The organism is Grimontia sp. NTOU-MAR1 (assembly GCF_035758505.1).
Classification (GTDB): Bacteria; Pseudomonadota; Gammaproteobacteria; order Enterobacterales; family Vibrionaceae; genus Enterovibrio; species Enterovibrio marinus.
In genome coordinates this window covers 1,720,006-1,737,818 of record NZ_CP142108.1, presented here as the reverse complement: position 1 = coordinate 1,737,818, position 17,813 = coordinate 1,720,006, and the positions used below count along the sequence as shown (strand labels likewise).

The 17,813-nt window shown below is 50.3% G+C and carries 15 protein-coding genes; 8 read left to right on the top strand and 7 right to left on the bottom strand.

What is annotated here, in order from left to right:
• Nucleotides 1–58: 58 nt before the first annotated feature.
• The 4 genes from deoC (at nt 59) to deoD (ending at nt 4,286) form a co-directional block, all read left to right on the top strand.
• Complete coding sequence (deoC, locus tag VP504_RS08010; protein ID WP_325893766.1) at nt 59–832, top strand: deoxyribose-phosphate aldolase; 774 nt, start codon at nt 59–61, stop codon at nt 830–832.
• Nucleotides 833–900: 68 nt separating this feature from the next.
• Nucleotides 901–2,232: a thymidine phosphorylase gene (gene deoA, locus VP504_RS08005; RefSeq protein ID WP_325893765.1), complete on the top strand. Its 1,332-nt coding sequence runs from the start codon at nt 901–903 to the stop codon at nt 2,230–2,232.
• A gap of 10 nt (nt 2,233–2,242) precedes the next feature.
• The gene (locus VP504_RS08000) at nt 2,243–3,463 is read left to right on the top strand and encodes a phosphopentomutase (RefSeq protein WP_325893764.1); all 1,221 of its coding nucleotides are present in this window, start codon (nt 2,243–2,245) and stop codon (nt 3,461–3,463) included.
• 97 nt (nt 3,464–3,560) lie between these two features.
• Entirely contained in the window at nt 3,561–4,286 is a 726-nt protein-coding gene (deoD, locus tag VP504_RS07995; RefSeq protein ID WP_002538934.1) for a purine-nucleoside phosphorylase, read from the top strand.
• A 105-nt stretch (nt 4,287–4,391) separates the two neighbouring features.
• Here deoD and VP504_RS07990 read toward each other — a convergent pair whose 3' ends face one another.
• The gene (locus VP504_RS07990; protein ID WP_325893763.1) at nt 4,392–5,000 is read right to left on the bottom strand and encodes a YtjB family periplasmic protein; all 609 of its coding nucleotides are present in this window, start codon (nt 4,998–5,000) and stop codon (nt 4,392–4,394) included.
• A 183-nt stretch (nt 5,001–5,183) separates the two neighbouring features.
• Between VP504_RS07990 and serB the strand changes: the two genes are divergently transcribed.
• The gene (gene serB, locus VP504_RS07985) at nt 5,184–6,149 is read left to right on the top strand and encodes a phosphoserine phosphatase (protein ID WP_325893762.1); all 966 of its coding nucleotides are present in this window, start codon (nt 5,184–5,186) and stop codon (nt 6,147–6,149) included.
• 73 nt (nt 6,150–6,222) lie between these two features.
• On the opposite strand, the gene VP504_RS07980 is transcribed toward serB, so the two are convergent.
• Complete coding sequence (locus VP504_RS07980; protein ID WP_325893761.1) at nt 6,223–8,559, bottom strand: PilZ domain-containing protein; 2,337 nt, start codon at nt 8,557–8,559, stop codon at nt 6,223–6,225.
• A 150-nt stretch (nt 8,560–8,709) separates the two neighbouring features.
• On the opposite strand from VP504_RS07980, the gene radA reads away from it, so the two are divergent.
• Nucleotides 8,710–10,089: a DNA repair protein RadA gene (radA, locus tag VP504_RS07975; protein WP_325893760.1), complete on the top strand. Its 1,380-nt coding sequence runs from the start codon at nt 8,710–8,712 to the stop codon at nt 10,087–10,089.
• Nucleotides 10,090–10,154: 65 nt separating this feature from the next.
• Here the strand turns inward: radA and VP504_RS07970 are convergent, their stop codons facing one another.
• The 3 genes from VP504_RS07970 to ettA form a co-directional block, all read right to left on the bottom strand.
• Nucleotides 10,155–11,189 carry a M23 family metallopeptidase gene (locus tag VP504_RS07970; RefSeq protein WP_325893759.1) on the bottom strand — a complete coding sequence of 345 codons (1,035 nt, stop codon included), beginning with the start codon at nt 11,187–11,189 and terminating at the stop codon, nt 10,155–10,157.
• A gap of 43 nt (nt 11,190–11,232) precedes the next feature.
• Nucleotides 11,233–11,607: a PilZ domain-containing protein gene (locus tag VP504_RS07965; RefSeq protein WP_325893758.1), complete on the bottom strand. Its 375-nt coding sequence runs from the start codon at nt 11,605–11,607 to the stop codon at nt 11,233–11,235.
• A gap of 186 nt (nt 11,608–11,793) precedes the next feature.
• A complete protein-coding gene (gene ettA / locus VP504_RS07960; RefSeq protein WP_325893756.1) occupies nt 11,794–13,461 on the bottom strand; it encodes an energy-dependent translational throttle protein EttA in 1,668 nt (555 codons plus the stop codon).
• Between the two features lie 513 nt (nt 13,462–13,974).
• Between ettA and sltY the strand changes: the two genes are divergently transcribed.
• Nucleotides 13,975–15,948, top strand: coding sequence for a murein transglycosylase (gene sltY, locus VP504_RS07955; RefSeq protein ID WP_325893754.1), 1,974 nt, complete (start codon nt 13,975–13,977; stop codon nt 15,946–15,948).
• A 76-nt stretch (nt 15,949–16,024) separates the two neighbouring features.
• Nucleotides 16,025–16,318, top strand: coding sequence for a trp operon repressor (gene trpR, locus VP504_RS07950; protein WP_325893753.1), 294 nt, complete (start codon nt 16,025–16,027; stop codon nt 16,316–16,318).
• 103 nt (nt 16,319–16,421) lie between these two features.
• Here the strand turns inward: trpR and yjjX are convergent, their stop codons facing one another.
• Nucleotides 16,422–16,949, bottom strand: a complete 528-nt coding sequence (yjjX, locus tag VP504_RS07945) for an inosine/xanthosine triphosphatase (protein ID WP_325893752.1) — start codon at nt 16,947–16,949, stop codon at nt 16,422–16,424.
• Between the two features lie 17 nt (nt 16,950–16,966).
• Nucleotides 16,967–17,812, bottom strand: a complete 846-nt coding sequence (locus tag VP504_RS07940; RefSeq protein ID WP_325893751.1) for a sterol desaturase family protein — start codon at nt 17,810–17,812, stop codon at nt 16,967–16,969.
• Between the last annotated feature and the right edge of the window lies 1 nt (nt 17,813).

Genomic DNA, 17,813 nt, shown 5'->3' with positions numbered 1-17,813 from the left:
GAGCATTGCCTCGCGTAGTTTGTTACTTGGTTTTGAATATTTACGACTGGAGAAAGTCATGAGCGATCTAAAAGCAGCAGCTCTTCGTGCCCTGAAACTGATGGATTTGACCACCCTGAACGACGATGACACAGATTCGAAAGTGATCGAACTTTGTAAGAGCGCGAAAACCCCAGTGGGGAACACTGCTGCTATCTGCATCTACCCACGTTTTATCCCTGTGGCGAAGAAACAACTTCGCGAGCAAGGCACACCTGAAATCAAAATCGCAACCGTGACTAACTTCCCACACGGTAACGACGACATCGAAATCGCAGTGGCTGAAACCAAAGCGGCTGTGGCTTACGGTGCCGACGAAGTTGACGTTGTGTTCCCATACCGCACGCTGGTCGCAGGTGATGAGAAAATCGGTTTTGAGCTGGTTAAGCAATGTAAAGCAGCCTGTGGTGACGTGACGCTGAAAGTGATCATCGAAACCGGTGAGCTGAAAGATGCCGCACTGATCAAGCGTGCATCAGAAATCTCTATTGAAGCGGGCGCAGACTTTATAAAGACTTCTACCGGTAAAGTGCCAGTGAACGCGACACCAGAATCAGCAGAAATCATGCTGACTGTGATCAAAGAGATGGGCGTTGCAGACAAAGTTGGCTTCAAGCCTGCTGGCGGCGTGCGTACTGCTGAAGATGCAGCGGAATACCTGGCGATGGCTGACCGTATCCTGGGTGGCGAGTGGGCTGACAACGCACACTACCGTTTTGGTGCATCAAGCTTACTGGCGAACCTGCTTCACACGCTGGGTGAAGGCGAAAAAGCGGCAGAAGGCGGCTACTAAGCCCTTCTGTTGGGGAGCTGGCGATTTTGGCTCCTCCTGTTTTTGACACCCAGTACGTGAGGTCGATTATGTACCTTCCCCAAGAAATCATTCGGAAGAAGCGTGACAACATTACGCTGACTTCTGAAGAAATTAATTTCTTTATCCAGGGCATTGCAAAAGAGACTGTTTCTGAAGGACAGATCGCGGCATTTGCCATGGCAGTGTACTTCAATGACATGACCATGGACGAACGTGTCGCACTGACCTGTGCCATGCGTGACTCCGGCATGGTGATTGACTGGTCACACATGAATTTTGAAGGCCCCATCGTCGATAAACACAGTACCGGCGGTGTGGGTGATGTGACCTCCCTGATGCTTGGCCCTATGGTGGCTGCATGTGGTGGTTACGTACCTATGATTTCAGGCCGTGGTCTGGGTCATACCGGTGGTACGCTGGACAAACTGGAAGCGATTCCGGGTTATAACATCACGCCGAACAATGATGTTTTCGGTAAGGTGACCAAAGAGGCAGGTGTGGCGATCATCGGCCAAACCGGTGATTTGGCACCCGCGGACAAGCGTGTATACGCAACCCGCGATGTGACAGCGACTGTCGACAATATTTCTCTGATCACCGCGTCTATCCTGTCGAAGAAACTGGCGGCAGGTCTAGAATCGCTGGTGATGGATGTAAAAGTAGGCTCTGGCGCCTTTATGCCTACCTATGAGAAATCAGAAGAACTGGCGAAATCGATCGTGGCAGTTGCCAATGGCGCGGGTACCCGCACTAGCTCACTGCTCACCGACATGAATCAGGTATTGGCTTCAAGTGCAGGTAACGCACTGGAAGTGAAAGAAGCGGTTCAGTTCCTGACAGGTGAATATCGTAACCCTCACCTGTATGCCGTCACCTTGGCCCTTTGTGCTGAAATGCTGATCATCAGTAGTCTGGCGAAAGACAAAGACGATGCCATGAACAAACTGCAAACCGTACTGGACAACGGCAAGGCAGCAGAGTGCTTTGGCAAAATGGTAGCTGGTTTGGGTGGTCCGCTCGATTTCGTTGAGAACTATAGTAAGTATCTGGCAGCGGCAAACGTCGTGAAACCTGTGTTTGCAAGCCGTGCTGGTTTTGTATCAGCGATGGACACCCGCGCGATTGGCATGGCTGTCGTTGGCCTTGGCGGTGGACGCCGTGTTGCAAGTGATACGATCGATTATTCAGTGGGCTTTAGCGATGTTATCCGTCTGGGTATGCAAGCTGACAGCACCACGCCATTGGCGGTAGTACATGCCAAGAATGAAGCTGCATGGCAACAAGCAGCTGCAGCATTTCAGGCTGCCATGCGCATCGAAGACGAAGCGCCAGAAGCGACCCCTGAAGTTTACCGCCAGATTGGCCCACAAGACGTCTAAGGAGGCGATCATGAAACGCGCGATTATTTTGGTACTGGATTCCTTCGGGATCGGTGCAACCGAAGATGCTCACAAGTTTGGTGATGTGGGCGCGAACACCCTGGGCTCTATTGCGAAAGCGTGTGCGGCGGGTAACGCGAACAATGATGACCGACAAGGTCCACTCACGCTGCCAAACCTCAATGCACTGGGTTTGGGCAAAGCGTGTGAAGAATCATCAGGCTACTTCCCTGAAGGTCTGGATCCAAACGCAGAAATTATCGGTGCATACGGTCATGCGGCTGAACTGTCTTCCGGTAAAGACACCCCTTCAGGTCATTGGGAAATTGCCGGTGTACCTGTATTGTTTGACTGGGGCTACTTCACTGACAAAGAAAACAGCTTCCCCAAAGAGCTGACTGACCGCATTCTTGCACGCGCAGGTTTGCCGGATTATCTGGGTAATTGCCATGCATCAGGCACGCAGATCCTTGATGACCTGGGTGAAGAGCACATGAAAACTGGCTTGCCAATTTTCTACACCTCTGCGGACTCGGTATTCCAAATCGCGTGTCATGAAGAAACCTTCGGTCTGGATCGTCTACTGGAACTTTGCCAGATCGCCCGCGAAGAGCTGGAAGACTACAACATTGGCCGTGTTATCGCGCGTCCGTTCATCGGGTCGGGTAAAGGCCAGTTTGAGCGTACCGGTAATCGCCGTGACCTGTCTGTTGAGCCGCCTTCAGCGACCGTGCTGCAAAAGCTGGTTGATGAGAAAGGCGGTGAGGTTATGTCTATCGGTAAGATTGCAGATATCTACGCGCACGTTGGCATCACCAAGAAAGTGAAAGCGACCGGTTTGGAAGCCCTGTTCAATGCAACTAAAGATGCGATGAACCAAGAAGGTGACAACAGCATCATCTTCACCAACTTCGTGGACTTTGACTCTCACTACGGTCACCGTCGTAACGTGGCAGGCTATGCTGCAGCACTGGAGTATTTCGACAAGCGTTTGCCTGAAATCCTCGAAATGCTGAAAGAAGATGATGTTTTGATCCTGACTGCTGACCACGGTTGTGACCCTACCTGGGAAGGCTCAGATCACACCCGCGAGCACATTCCAGTGCTGGTTTATGGTAAGCACATAGCCGCTGGATCACTGGGTCGCCGCGACACCTTCGCAGACATCGGTCAGTCTCTGGCGAAGTACTTCGGTACTTCAGACATGGAATACGGAAAGTCTTTCCTGTAATCCACTTTGAATTCCGGTCACAGCCCAAACTTTTAGTACGTGCTGTGACCCGATTAGCATCGGTTGAGTCCGAAATTTGATCAAAAGGAAATAGAAAATGGCAACTCCACATATCAATGCCGAAATGGGTGATTTTGCAGATGTAGTTCTGATGCCGGGCGACCCGCTGCGCGCAAAATATATTGCAGAAACCTTCCTGGAAGACGTGAAGCAAGTTTGTGACGTTCGCAACATGTTCGGTTTCACCGGTACCTACAAAGGCCGCAAGATCTCTGTCATGGGCCACGGTATGGGTATCCCATCATGCTCAATTTACGCGACTGAGCTAATCAAAGACTTCGGCGTGAAGAAAATCATCCGTGTAGGTAGCTGTGGTGCAGTGCGTGAAGACGTAAAACTGCGTGAAGTTATCATCGGTGTGGGCGCGTCTACTGATGCGAAAATCAACCGCACTCGTTTCAACGGTCACGACTTCGCTGCCATTGCAGACTTCGAGATGACCCGTAATGCGGTTGATGCAGCGAAAGCAAAAGGCATTAACGTTCGTGTAGGTAATATTTTCTCTGCAGACCTGTTCTACTCGCCAGAACCAGACTTCTTCGACACCATGGCGAAGTACGGTATCCTGGGTGTGGAAATGGAAGCTGCAGGTATCTACGGCGTAGCAGCAGAGTTCGGCGCGAAAGCACTGACTATCTGCACCGTGTCTGATCACATCAAGACCGGCGAGCAAACCACTTCCGACGAACGTCAAACCACGTTCAACGAAATGATTGAAATCGCACTGGAATCTGTACTGCTGGGTGACGCTGAAGAAGCGTAAGTTCTGCTAACAGACCAAAATGAAAAAGGATGGCTTCGGCCATCCTTTTTGCGTTCAGGGAAAACGCGCCCAGGGGCTGTTGGCTTTTGGACCGCTCTCGTTCTACTAGTCGTTACTCTTCAACAAAAACGTCGAGCGCCATAAATCCTTGCGGTTAGCAAAGGTGAAGATCAGCAGGGCACCTGTAGCAATGGCTACCAAAATCATGGCGCGCACTAGGTTGATGCTTTGTTCCAGCCGGTTTGATGCAGCCTTAATCACCTGCCCATGCTCGAGCGTGATGCGCACAAAGCCCGACATATGACCATCTTCAGCAATGGGTTCCACGAGTTGCTGCCTGCCAATACTCGCTACTGAAAGTGGGGTATTGAGGCCGGTGAGTTGCTCTAAAGGCATTGCTCCCAGTGAGCTTGCCACCAAATTCCCTTTCACATCATAAACAGCGGCATCAAGGATCAGCGGTTCGTTCTTTAGGTTGTTCACCAATTGTTGCACGGCTTCCATGTCATCATTCGCAAGCGCTTTATTAGCGGATGCTGCCGCCTGACGGAGAATAACGCGGGACAAGGACTCTGTCTGGTCATAGAGCATTTTGTAATTGCGGTTGTTCAGTTGATTGCTGTACATAAACAGCATCATTACCGTGGTAAAACAGGCAACCACAACAATAAACTGCCAAAGCCTTTTTAGGCGTTTTGTATTTATTTGAAGCATAAGCTGTCCAAGCTAAGGCGGTGTTCAACGTGTTACCGCAACAAATGGAGTGGGGAGAACACTCACTGATTCAGTTTGCTGTTCTGACTGGAAAAAAGCAAGCTGCTGACTGTTCAGCGCCTTGCTGTGATCTGCCGCACTCTTTGATATAGTAGGGATAACTGACTAAAAGGAATATATGCAATGGATGCATTTTCAGCCTATCCGATAAAAAAACACGTTAAGCTGCTCAACCGTTTCCCTTCTATCCGAGAATTTCGCCCTTCCGACAGTCGCCAGGCAGGCTGGATTCTGTATGGGCTTCATATCAGCCCAGGTTCTTTGGATGATCTTTCCTTTCTGCTCGGTGAGCGGGTATTCCCGCTGACAGGTTGGACCGTTGGCCCTTACGAAGTATTGCTGATGCGCGGAGAACTCACGCCAGAGGTCGTAAAACTGTGTGATGCTCTGGCGCTGGATTGTGCTTCACTAGAGAACATTCCAAACCTCTACGAGCCAGGTCTGGCGTTGTTTGATATGGACTCAACTGCGATTCAGATTGAGTGTATTGATGAAATTGCTAAGCTGGCAGGGGTCGGTGAGCAAGTGGCGGAAGTGACTGAACGAGCAATGCGTGGCGAACTCGACTTTGAAGAGAGCCTGCGTCAACGTGTTGCGACGCTGAAAGGCACGGATGTGTCGGTGCTTGAGCAAGTGCGTGACAATATTCCTTATATGCCGGGCATGAAGCAACTGACCGCATCTTTGCAGGCGCGTGGATGGAAAGTGGCGATTGCGTCCGGTGGCTTTACCTGGTTCTCAGATAAGCTGAAAGAGGATTTGTCGCTTGCCTATGCCGAATCAAACCAATTGGTGATTGAGAACGGTAAACTGACCGGTGAAGTGGCAGGCTCAGTGGTCGATGCACAGCGCAAAGCAGATATCCTGCTTGATTTGGCTGAAAGCTACGAGCTGATGCCGGCCAATACTTTGGCCGTCGGTGATGGTGCGAATGATTTGGTGATGATGTCTGCTGCAGGCCTTGGTATTGCTTACCACGCAAAGCCGAAAGTACAACAAGCAGCGCAAGTTGCTATTCGCCATGCAGACTTGGGAGGGGTGTTGTGTGTGCTTTCTGCATCTCTGTTACCGCAACGCTTGAGCTGGTAAACCGTTAGAGAAAATGAGAAAGGGATGTCATTTGACATCCCTTATTTCTATTTTTCTGCTGTTGTGTCTTGGTTCAACCACCAATTTCCAGACGCCTTAACACTTCATCCGTAATATCACTCATTTCACCGTATGCACACAGATCGGCAAACTCCATTTCCAACTGTCTTGCCCGAAGGGTTGAAAGAGACAGTAGTGATTCGAGTGTTTCTGGTGCAAGCCATTGAATACCATCATCAATCGGTTGTAGCCAGTTTCTGACTGCGAAGAACTTACCACGCCTTCTGGCCTGTGAGATAAACATCTTGCGTTCTTCTGGCGAGCCGAAGCTTTCCAAGGGTCGGGATGTGATGTCAACGATGGCACCATCTGTGATCGTTGCTGATATATAGAACTCATGACGAACCTGTGCTTCACGGTTACGGTGGCGGGTGACTGGGTTCGCGTATTTTGATAGGTGATCACCAATCACTGAGCGCAGTGACAACATGTCTGAGCCAGCATTTTTCTGTAGCAGTCGGCTGAGCTCATTACCCGTTAAGCTCTCGCCAATCGCAGACACCTGAAGCGTTTCGCCCCGGCGTACAATGAAATATGGCGTTGCAGACAGACGGGTTAGCAGCATTTTATGCATGGCATGCAGTAGGGGCGCATCCGGTAGCCTTTCGCTGTCGAGCAGAAGCTTATGCTGATTGTGCTCAATCAGACGCTGCAAGTAATGGCTACATTGCTTGCTGTGTCTGTCTTTCAACAGTGCCAGCTTGATGTTGGTCCTGTCTTCACTGATTTGTACCACTTTGTAAGGCACATTACCGAGCGGAGCTTTGGGGTCAACGCGCGTTAGATCGGTGAAGGTGATTGCGACTTCCTGCTGTTTACTGCCTGTGAACGGCTTATCCAACACCACATTCAGTCCCTGAGTGGAAAAGTCGATGGTCCGCCCTTGCAATTCGCCGCTTAGATGGTGCACCAGAGTGGTTTTGGTTTTGTGCTGATAACGCGGCTCCTTACGTTGAGGGGCTAATACGGAAGGTACCGCCTCCACAGGTAGGATGGGATCACGCGGGTGGGCAAACTGATTGAGTTGCTTAACCGGATGCTTGGGCTTGATGGGAATACGAAAATCACCACTGATGTGGGAAAGTGTTAAATCCTGAATAGTCGCGATATGGGTCAGCTCATCAATCTGCTGGATGTAGGCCGGGGAGACTTCCTGCAATCGGCGCGCATCTTCTTCGCTGATCTTTGCCATAGTGACGCGAAGTACGCGCCAGGAAGGGCGTGAGCTGCCCACATGCCAAAACAAGTGGCGAAGCGCTGCATCAAGCTCTGTTGGACAGGCGGAGAAGAAGTAGGTTTTCTCACCCTGCTGGTGGTTGAAGCAATAAACCAGAGTTTCGCTGTTGGTTAAGCCTTCAAGTGCCAGGTACTGCAGACGCTTTGCTGAAAACAGCTTGTCGATCACCGGCTGATTTCGCTCATCATGCCAGTAGTCCCAAAGTTCCTTGTTTTGCTCTGTTAGCAGGCTGTATCTTAGCTTGTTACCACAGAAAAAAAGTGGCAGTGAGGGCGTTTGCTCAAGGAAAACCTGCTCATATGCGCGGGAACGGGTAGACAGGAACTTGTCTTCGTTTTCCGTTTTGGAAGTTAAATTGTGCTTTCTGGACTTAATTTCGATTGCTTCTTTGATGACATCTGTGCTGCTCATCAACCGAAGTCGCAGGCGCTGAAAGTTGTCTGCATTCAGGTTGAGCTCAACACCCACCACACGATAGTTCAGGCCACTAAAAAGCTCAGCAAGCTGGCATTCGTCGCCCAACTGCGGGAAGTAAATGACCAGCGTTGAACCTGCTTCATACCGGAACGAAGAGGGTAGTTTGACCTGCATACCTGAATTGGAAATATCGATGGTCGAACCATTCACTTCCGTACCATCAGGCAAGAAAGCCTGAATGCGGGTAGAAAGATGGATACGGTTTTCACTTCTCGATAGGTAGTGACCAAAACGGATTGGCACGGCGTCAACAGTATCAGGTGATTCCATCGCACGGACATCGCCTTGGCGTTGCAATACCCGGTAGCTATTATGGGTGTTATGTAGGTCTTCCCAAAGGCCAACAGTCATCTTGCCTTGATAGATATCCACACGGCGGTGATACAGGTTAATGGCTACATCGTCCATCCAGTGATTGACATCGTGTAGGAAGTAGCGACGGCAGTCGCCAACGACTTTGCCACGAAGATCAACTGGCTTACTGCAAGGAGACATGAGGCGCCGCACTTCCATTTTGGTGATCAGCCGTTCGGAAGCGTTGTCATCAGGAGTGAGCTCGGCAAGAACCGCATCAAAAGCGTCTTGCTCATAAAGGGGGAGTAGCTGATCGAACAGCGCCTTGTCGTGGTCCTTCATCTCGATAAAGTCTGGTAGAATCCTGAAACTAAGAGTACAGAATACGTATCGGCAAATTGTGCCCTTAGTGTACCTTTTTTCTCTTCCTGGGCGTGAACTTATGTGCATACTTGCAAGCGATACATGTAAAAATTGGTAACAGGAGCAATCATGGCGAAAACAAAACGTGCTTACGTGTGTAATGACTGCGGTGCGGACTACCCGCGTTGGCAGGGACAATGCACAGCCTGTGGGTCTTGGAACACGATCACTGAAGTACGTTTGGCCGCTTCACCGACGGTGGCTCGCACAGAAAAATATGCCGGTTATGCCGGTGCGACAGAAGCTAAAGTTCAGACACTTTCCGCTATCGACCTCCAGGAAGTACCGCGTTTTACCAGCGGATTTAAAGAGCTGGACCGCGTGCTGGGCGGAGGCATTGTACCGGGCGCTGCCATTTTGATTGGTGGTAACCCAGGGGCGGGTAAAAGTACGCTTTTGTTGCAAACCATGTGCTGGTTGGCAAGCCAAATGCCGACGCTGTATGTGACCGGCGAAGAATCGCTACAACAGGTTGCCATGCGCGCTGAGCGACTGGGGCTACCGAAAGACAACCTCAAGATGTTGTCGGAAACCAACGTTGAAACCATCTGTTCGATTGCCCGCACGGAACAGCCAAAAATCATGGTTATCGACTCGATTCAGGTGATGCATTGTGCTGATATCGCTTCTGCGCCGGGTAGTGTGGCTCAGGTGCGTGAATCTGCTGCAGCCCTGACCCGCTATGCCAAGCAGCACAATGTCGCTATCTTCATGGTCGGTCATGTGACCAAAGATGGCACGCTCGCTGGCCCGAAAGTGCTGGAGCACTGTATTGACTGTTCGGTATTGCTTGATGGTTCCAGTGATAGCCGTTTCCGTACCCTACGCAGCCACAAAAACCGTTTTGGCGCGGTCAATGAGTTGGGCGTTTTTGCGATGACAGGGCAGGGGCTTCGTGAAGTGAGCAACCCTTCAGCTATCTTCCTGTCACGTGGCGAGGAAGCGACGTCCGGGAGTTCTGTGATGGTGCTTTGGGAAGGCACTCGCCCTTTGCTTGTCGAGCTTCAAGCGCTGGTGGATTACAGTCAGCTTGCCAACCCGCGTCGGGTCGCCGTCGGCCTTGAGCAAAACCGATTGGCGTTGTTGCTTGCGGTTCTGCACAAACATGGTGGCCTGCAAATGTCAGATCAGGATGTGTTCGTTAACGTCGTCGGTGGGGTGAAAGTCACCGAAACCAGTGCGGATCTGGCCTTGCTGCTAGCGTTGATTTCAAGCTTTCGTGACCGTCCATTACCGCGTGATTTAGTGGTATTCGGCGAGGTCGGTCTTGCCGGAGAAATTCGCCCTGTGCCCAGCGGGCAAGAGCGCTTGTCAGAAGCGTCCAAGCACGGCTTTAAGCGCGCTGTCGTGCCAATAGCGAATGCGCCGAAAAAAGACATTCCAGGCATGAAAATCTATGGGGTGAACAAGCTTTCTGAAGTGCTGACCGTACTGGATGAAATGGATTAACGTGTCCAGACACGTCAGCCAAAAAGCGCCAATACGAATTGGCGCTTTTTGTATCTTGCCCTTATCTACTCAGCAGCGGCTATGGTGACCGCAGAATCATCCAGGCTTTTCGCTGTGACAGTACCTGATTGAGCAACGGCATCGGATGCCAGTTGAACCTGAGTTGAAACCATATTTTCAATGATCTTTACCAAGCTTGCCCAATTCACTTTGTCCTCTTCTTCGAACAGAGACTCGAAGTTATCCGGCGTCCAGGTGATAAAGCGTTTGGGGTTCAACGCCCTGCCCAGGAAGCGCACTTCATAGTGCAGGTGTGGGCCAGTTGAAAGCCCTGTGTTTCCTGACCAACCAATTAAATCGCCTTTTTTTACAAACTGGCGGGTTTCAACGTTGAATTTATCGAGGTGCGCGTAAAGTGTCATAAAGCCAAAGGCATGGTCAATCTTCAGCATATTGCCATAGCCTTTTTTACGGCTTGGGCGTTTGTATTCTACTACCCCATCAGCAGGCGCATAAACGGGCGTTCCGATATCCGCTGTTAAGTCCAAGCCAAGGTGAAACTTCTTGTTACCCGTGACAGGATGTTTACGTGAGCCATAGCCAGAAGAGCGGCGATAGCTTTCTATCGGTTTACCACTCGGGATCAGTTGTAACATGGTGGCTCGCACGGCAGAGTTAATAGCTGCGACGTCCAAGCGATCCGCCAAAGGCAAAGTTTCATCGCCTTCGTTTTCCAGACCCAACACTTCTTCCACCGTCGACACGCGCTGTGTCAGGTAGCTTAGTTGACTATCTTTGTGTTCAATGATCTGCGCGTATTCCTCTTCTTTGTTGTCAATCAACTGCTCAAGTTGCTGACGTTTTTGTCTGAGATCTTCCAACTGGCCGACGAGCGCAGAGCTTTTCTCCGTCATGTTCTTCAACGTCACCTCTGCTGTCGTGGAGCGATGGTTCAGATAATAGATAGTCGCGATGCTGGCAAATATGCCGACAATCAGGGTAGCAAGCAGTGAAAGCAGAACTTTCTTGAGCCAAGGGGAAAGTACAAAGTGGCGAGAGCCATTTGCATGGGAGACGGCGATTCGAATGTTGTGGGGCATGTTACTACTACTTCATGTATTTGCGCTTAATTGAGCACCGCGATTATACGGTATCTTTTAAATCTGTCAGTTGTGCTAATTCACGATGAAGCAGATCATCATTACCCACATTGAGTTCGACTAAACGCTTCAGGTGGCTCGCACTGTCGATATCGATGTGGACGATTTCAAAGTGTAGGCATTCATCATTTTCCTGAATCAGCTTGAGTTTCATATCTAATGTGATGTCTGATTCGTTTAGACAAAAACTCAGAACGTAATCGTCAGCCTTACCGGTTTCCCCCCAGCCGGCGGGAGTAGTAAGCAATGCGCCTTTCAACGAAAGGTCCAGCAATTTTGGTTCCCAGCTCCTATCTTTTTGCTGGAGAGTCGCAGGCGTACGATAGACCACGCGGGAAAATTTACGACGTTCAGCCATCTAAAATTCCTCAATTCCTTTTACACCAAGTGTAGGAGAGTCGACGCTATATCTCTACTTCGACGCTTCGTCTCCGTGATGTTCTACCCGTCTTAGTAATGAATTAGTCAATAATTGAAAGTAAGCCGCAGATATATCGATAAAAAAAGACCACGTGGCGTGGTCCTTTTCTCAATCAAGCAACGCTTAATTGGTCACGCGCTTGTATTTGATGCGGTGTGGTTGTGCTGCCGCTGCGCCCAGCGTTTGCTTCAGCCACTCGCTGTATTCTGCGTAGTTACCTTCGAAGAAGTTCACCTGACCTTCATCACGGTAATCCAGAATGTGCGTCGCGATACGGTCAAGGAACCAACGGTCGTGCGAGATAACCATGGCACAGCCAGGGAATTCAAGCAGCGCTTCTTCCAGTGCACGCAGAGTTTCTACGTCCAGGTCGTTGGTTGGTTCGTCGAGAAGCAGTACGTTGCCGCCCGCTTTTAGCAGTTTCGCAAGGTGAACACGGTTACGTTCACCACCTGACAGGTCGCCGATACGTTTTTGCTGATCGCTGCCTTTGAAGTTAAAGCGCGAACAGTAAGCACGTGCAGGGATCTCGAAGTTGTTGATGCGGATGATTTCTGCACCTTCAGAGATTTCCTGATAAACCGTGTTGTTGTCGTCCATGCTGTCACGGAACTGATCAACCGACGCCAGTTGCACTGTTTCACCCATTTCAACAGAACCGCTGTCTGGCTGCTCGGTGCCGCTCAGCATCTTGAACAGGGTAGATTTACCCGCGCCGTTGGCACCGATGATGCCTACAATCGCACCTTTAGGCACGCTGAACGACAGGTCGTCGATCAGAACGCGGTCACCGAATGACTTGGTCAGGTTATTCACTTCGATAACCTTGTCACCCAGACGTGGACCCGGTGGGATGAAAAGTTCGTTGGTTTCGTTACGACGCTGGTAGTCAGTGGTGTTCAGCTCTTCAAAGCGTGCCATACGTGCTTTAGATTTTGCCTGACGGCCTTTAGGATTCTGGCGAACCCACTCAAGTTCTTTCTCGATGGTCTTCTGGCGGGCTTTTTCAGATGACGCTTCTTGTTGCAGACGCGCGTCTTTTTGCTCCAGCCAGGAGGTGTAGTTACCTTCCCATGGAATACCTTCACCACGGTCAAGTTCCAGAATCCAGCCCGCTGCGTTATCAAGGAAGTAACGGTCGTGCGTGATAGCCACAACAGTGCCGTTGTAATCAACCAGGAAACGTTCCAGCCAGCCCACAGATTCTGCGTCCAGGTGGTTCGTTGGCTCGTCGAGCAGCAGCATATCTGGACGTTCAAGCAGCAGACGGCAGATAGCGACACGGCGGCGCTCACCACCAGACAGGTGCTTAATTTTCGCATCCCACTCTGGCAGACGCAGTGCATCCGCAGCGCGCTCAAGGGCGTTATCAAGATTGTGGCCGTCTTTTGCCTGGATTAGTGCTTCGAGTTCACCTTGCTCTTTTGCCAGGGCGTCGAAATCTGCATCTGGTTCTGCATAAGCGGCGTAAACAGCATCAAGACGAGACAGGGCGTCAACCACGTCAGAAACTGCTTCTTCCACAGTTTCACGAACTGTTTTGTCTTCATCCAGTTTTGGTTCCTGAGGCAGGTAACCCACTTTGATGCCAGGTTGTGCACGCGCTTCACCTTCGATATCGGTATCGATACCCGCCATGATGCGTAGAAGGGTGGATTTACCTGCGCCGTTTAGACCCAATACGCCGATTTTGGCACCTGGGAAAAAGCACAGAGAGATGTCTTTAAGGATCTGACGCTTCGGTGGCACGATTTTGCCAACGCGCGACATGGTATAAACGTACTCAGCCATTCTGCTCGCGTTCTCTTGTCACTAAATGGAAATGATTAGCCGGATATTCTACCTGCTTCGTTCAAGTATTGTAACAGACCTTATATCCAAACAACCTGAAGATGCAGGATTCAGCGAGATTGACTGGCGTTGTGATCGCGGCGTACCTTTGCAGGCTTAGTCATCTCCATTAAAAAGGAACAACAAAGAGCACGGCGTCAGTCAACTCGCCCGGAGGGAGGTCATCTTCAGGTCGTTTGGGTATAGGCCTCAAACCGTTTTAAGGTCAGACATTGAGCTGGTCAGAGTATAGTTTTGGGAACCATTTGTTGTTGGGAAAAACAAAAGAAAGAGAGGCATGCTTCCGTCTCACGTGCCCGAGCTCCCGTTTGTCGTTTTCAGTAACAGTTTCTTTGCAGCGGGAGGTCAGGGAATTTGATATACAGAAGACGGTGCAACGGATCTGATTTTCCATCTAACTCGATGGATTGGGTATAAGCTTAAAGCTAAGCGCGCCGGGGAGAAGCATCTGAAATGCTATTAACCAAAAGCTCAATAATTACAAAAGAATATATAACGTCAGTGGATAAATTGTACTTTGCAGCGCCCCTCAGTTTGGCGTTGCTTTTAGGTGGCATTGCGCCGGCCCAAGCCCTCACGATTGATGAACAGCGTACCCGTTATGAAAAGGCTATTGCTGCCATTGAGCGCAACGACATAAAGACCTTCTCGCGTCTGAAATCTGATGTGAAAAACTACCCACTATACCCGTACCTGGACTATCGCGACTTTATGCGTGATATCAACAGTGCCAGTACCAAAGAAGTGAATGCCTTTCTTGAGAAGTACGAAGATGTGCCGTTTACCAGGACAGTGCGCGCTCGTCATCTAAGCGCATTGGCTTCAAATGGAAAGTGGTCGCAGTTGGTGGCTTTTCAGCAGACTGTGCCGCGTGGCGAGAGTTATCAATGTAACTACTACTATGCACACAGCAGGGCAGGCGACAAAGCCCTGGCTTTGTCCGGGGCCAAATCCTTGTATCTGTCAGGTTCCTCAGTCGACAGGGCATGCGACAAGCTGTTTGAACACCTTAAAGACAAAGGTAAGTTGACGGATAGCCTGGTGCTTGAGCGCATGTTGCTGGCGTTTGACAACCGCAATAAGTCCTTGATGACTTATCTTGAGAAGCAACTGACGTCATCTTATGCCAAACGTCAGGCCAAAGAGATTCTGGCGCTGTATAAAAAGCCTCAGGGCGTAGCGGATTTCTCCAAGAAAAGCAAAGTCACCGCCTTTAATCGCCATCTCACCCGCATTGCCTTTGAACGTCTTTCGCGCAGCAATTCGAAAGAGGCGGTGAAGCAGTTCAACCGCACTGTAGAAGGCCAGCACTACGACAAGCATGAACATCAGGAGATGGCCGATTATCTCGCTGGTCGTTTGATGTCGACAGAAGATGCAACCCTTGTCGCTTGGCGTGACAAGCATCTCAAGCAATCAGTGAATCAGTCGCTGCTGGAGCGTCGTGTGCGCATGAGCTTAGTGGAAGCCGACTGGACAGGCGTTGGCCGCTGGATTAATGCCATGTCAGAAAAAGAGCGCGACTCGCTGAAGTGGAAATACTGGCGTGCCCGCGTGCTGAAAGAATCCGGTAAAACGGCAGAAGCTAACGCGATTTTTGAGTCCATAATCGGCGAGCGTAACTTCTACAGTGTTGCAGCAGCGGACGAGTTAGGTAAGCCGATTGATATCCCTTACCAAACTACCCCGCTTAACCCAGGCGCACTGGCACCATTTAACAGCGCTTTGAAGCGTGTGGATGAACTGTTGGCACTGGATAAGATTACCGCTGCGAAAAGAGAGTGGCAGTACATTCTCCGCAATGCCGATCAAGATCAGAAAGCGAACCTGGCTGCGTATGCGTCCGACCAGAAGTGGTATCACCTTTGTGTGCAGGCAACGATAGCTGGAAAGCTATGGGGACATTTGGAGTACCGCTTTCCTGTGGCGCATCGCTGGTGGTTTGAATTCTTCAGCAAAGAGCGTGATCTTCCGTTGACGACCCTTCTGGCTTTATCGCGTCAGGAGAGTGCTTTCTACGCCCGCGCAGTATCGCCTGTTGGCGCGCGTGGGCTGATGCAATTAATGCCAGCAACTGCCAAGGAAACCTCAAAAAAACTGGGGTTCCGCTATCTCGGTAAGAGCACGCTGAACGACCCGGGTATCAATATCCGATTGGGTAGTGGCTACCTTCGGATGCTGTTGGATAAGTTCGATGAAAACCGCATCCTTGCCTTTGCCGGGTACAATGCTGGTCCCCATCGAGCGAATCGCTGGCTGGAGAAGTCAGACGGTAATCTGGATGCGATTGCGTTTATCGAGGCCATTCCATTCCGAGAGACCCGTGGTTACGTTCAAAACGTGCTGATGTATGACATCTACTACAGCAAGTTACTGGGTCAGAAGCTGCAGTTCCTGACAGAAAGTGAGTCCAAGCGTCGTTATTAAGTCATGATTCACTAAGACTCTGACATAGATGGGGTATAATGCCTGGGTTTAGTAAACCCATTCCCATGAGGTGACCATGAAAGCGACGCCGGAATATTCTGACTGGCAAGATGTGCTGGATTTGATCCACAGAGCAAGTGATGACGGGCATGAAGCGGAACTGCTGAAAATGTTGCTGACTCCTGATGAGCGAACAGCTTTGATTGCCAGAGTCAATATTGTCAATGAGTTGCTAAAAGGCGAGATGAGCCAAAGACAACTGAGTCAGATGCTGGGCGTAGGCATAGCCACTATCACCCGTGGATCCAACGAGTTAAAGCAACTGGATGACGCGCAGAAGCAGTGGTTGTTGAAGCTTTTGGAAAAATAAACAGAGGGCCTTGGGGCTCAGTAAAAGCAGGTTCTAGGGACAAGAGAAAGCGGCAACTGTTTAGTAGTGCCGCTTTTTTCTTTTTACAGCCCCTAGGATCTCTTTAATACTCTTTCGTTGGAAACAGCCCAGGATTTATAAACGGAATTAAGGCGAGGATCAGCGCCTGATGGTAGACCGAGCTTCTTGTTAGCAGGTGTCCGGTCAGCATGCCAATCGCGCCGCCTTTCTGCTTGACGTTTTGCTCGTTGAACATCTCATCCATGACATCGCCGAGTTCTTTTCCTTCCTCCAGCATTTTCAGCGCCACGGGTGGCAATGGTACTGAGGCTGAACGGGATTCACCGACACGGTCGGCAGACTCCACCACCATCCAGGCAAAGGTGTAAGGGGCATCCAATCCGGCTTCCACACCTACATAGAAACTACCATCAATCACTTTCTTGGCGTTGTGGACACGGTTGCGGGCACCTGCCAACGTTGCTTCGCTGGTCATGGGTTGATCCGGTACACCGCTGGCAACAGACACACCTTCAAACGTCATATCATTGTTAGGAAATACTTCTTTGAAGGCAGCTTCTACAGCCGCAATTTTGGCAGGGTTAAGCGAAGTGACGATCACTTTAGTCATGGGAATCCAATCCTGATTCAGAGGGAGTTATCTTGTTGTTTTTTCTCAGGGGCGCGTTTGAACAAACGAAATGGCAGGGCAAGCAGACCTGTTAGCCAAACCACATGTTTTTCTTCCCGTTGGCTTTTAATGCCAATTGTCATACCGTAATGGCCTTCCTCGGGTTGCGCGCGGTAAGTGTTGAACAGCCTGTCCCAGATAGCAAGGTTAAAGCCGAAGTTCGAATCACTTTCGTAGCGGTGAATGGAGTGATGCACGCGGTGCATGTCCGGCGTCACCAGTACTTTGCGCACCCAGCGGTCAATTGACAATGGAATAGCCACATTACTGTGATTAAACAAAGCCATACCGCTGAGTATGACTTCAAACAAAATCACTGCCACGACAGGGACACCTAACAGCGCAATCGCTACAAACTTAATCAGCATCGAGAGCAGAATTTCAATCGGGTGAAAGCGTGCACCTGAAGAGACATCCAGGTCCCGGTCTGCATGATGAACCGCGTGCAAACGCCAAAGCAGAGGGACAGTATGGAAGAGTTTATGTTGGAACCAGATGATGCCATCGAGAATGACAATACTGAGGATTACTGAAAGCCAAAGCGGCGCGTCGAGGATATTGAATAAACCGATCCCCTGGCGGGAACACCATGCCGCGAAACCCGCAGCGGCGAGGGGGAAAATAGCGCGGAGCACAGCCGTATTGAGCATCATCAGGGCAATATTATTCAGCCAGCGTTTGGCTTTACTCACCGTAAGAGTACGTTTGGGAAACAGCCACTCTGCAGCAGCCATCACCCCAAAAATGGAGAAAAAAGTCAGCAAGCGAAAAATGCTTTCCTGTGATTCAACAAAGCTCAACACG

Excerpts from the sequence above, each read along its gene's own strand:
- deoC (WP_325893766.1), top strand. The coding sequence starts at position 59 with ATGAGCGATCTAAAAGCAGCAGCTCTTCGTGCCCTGAAACTGATGGAT.
- deoA (WP_325893765.1), top strand. The coding sequence starts at position 901 with ATGTACCTTCCCCAAGAAATCATTCGGAAGAAGCGTGACAACATTACG.
- VP504_RS08000 (WP_325893764.1), top strand. The coding sequence starts at position 2,243 with ATGAAACGCGCGATTATTTTGGTACTGGATTCCTTCGGGATCGGTGCA.
- deoD (WP_002538934.1), top strand. The coding sequence starts at position 3,561 with ATGGCAACTCCACATATCAATGCCGAAATGGGTGATTTTGCAGATGTA.
- VP504_RS07990 (WP_325893763.1), bottom strand. The coding sequence starts at position 5,000 with ATGCTTCAAATAAATACAAAACGCCTAAAAAGGCTTTGGCAGTTTATT.
- serB (WP_325893762.1), top strand. The coding sequence starts at position 5,184 with ATGGATGCATTTTCAGCCTATCCGATAAAAAAACACGTTAAGCTGCTC.
- VP504_RS07980 (WP_325893761.1), bottom strand. The coding sequence starts at position 8,559 with ATGAAGGACCACGACAAGGCGCTGTTCGATCAGCTACTCCCCCTTTAT.
- radA (WP_325893760.1), top strand. The coding sequence starts at position 8,710 with ATGGCGAAAACAAAACGTGCTTACGTGTGTAATGACTGCGGTGCGGAC.
- VP504_RS07970 (WP_325893759.1), bottom strand. The coding sequence starts at position 11,189 with ATGCCCCACAACATTCGAATCGCCGTCTCCCATGCAAATGGCTCTCGC.
- VP504_RS07965 (WP_325893758.1), bottom strand. The coding sequence starts at position 11,607 with ATGGCTGAACGTCGTAAATTTTCCCGCGTGGTCTATCGTACGCCTGCG.
- ettA (WP_325893756.1), bottom strand. The coding sequence starts at position 13,461 with ATGGCTGAGTACGTTTATACCATGTCGCGCGTTGGCAAAATCGTGCCA.
- sltY (WP_325893754.1), top strand. The coding sequence starts at position 13,975 with ATGCTATTAACCAAAAGCTCAATAATTACAAAAGAATATATAACGTCA.
- trpR (WP_325893753.1), top strand. The coding sequence starts at position 16,025 with ATGAAAGCGACGCCGGAATATTCTGACTGGCAAGATGTGCTGGATTTG.
- yjjX (WP_325893752.1), bottom strand. The coding sequence starts at position 16,949 with ATGACTAAAGTGATCGTCACTTCGCTTAACCCTGCCAAAATTGCGGCT.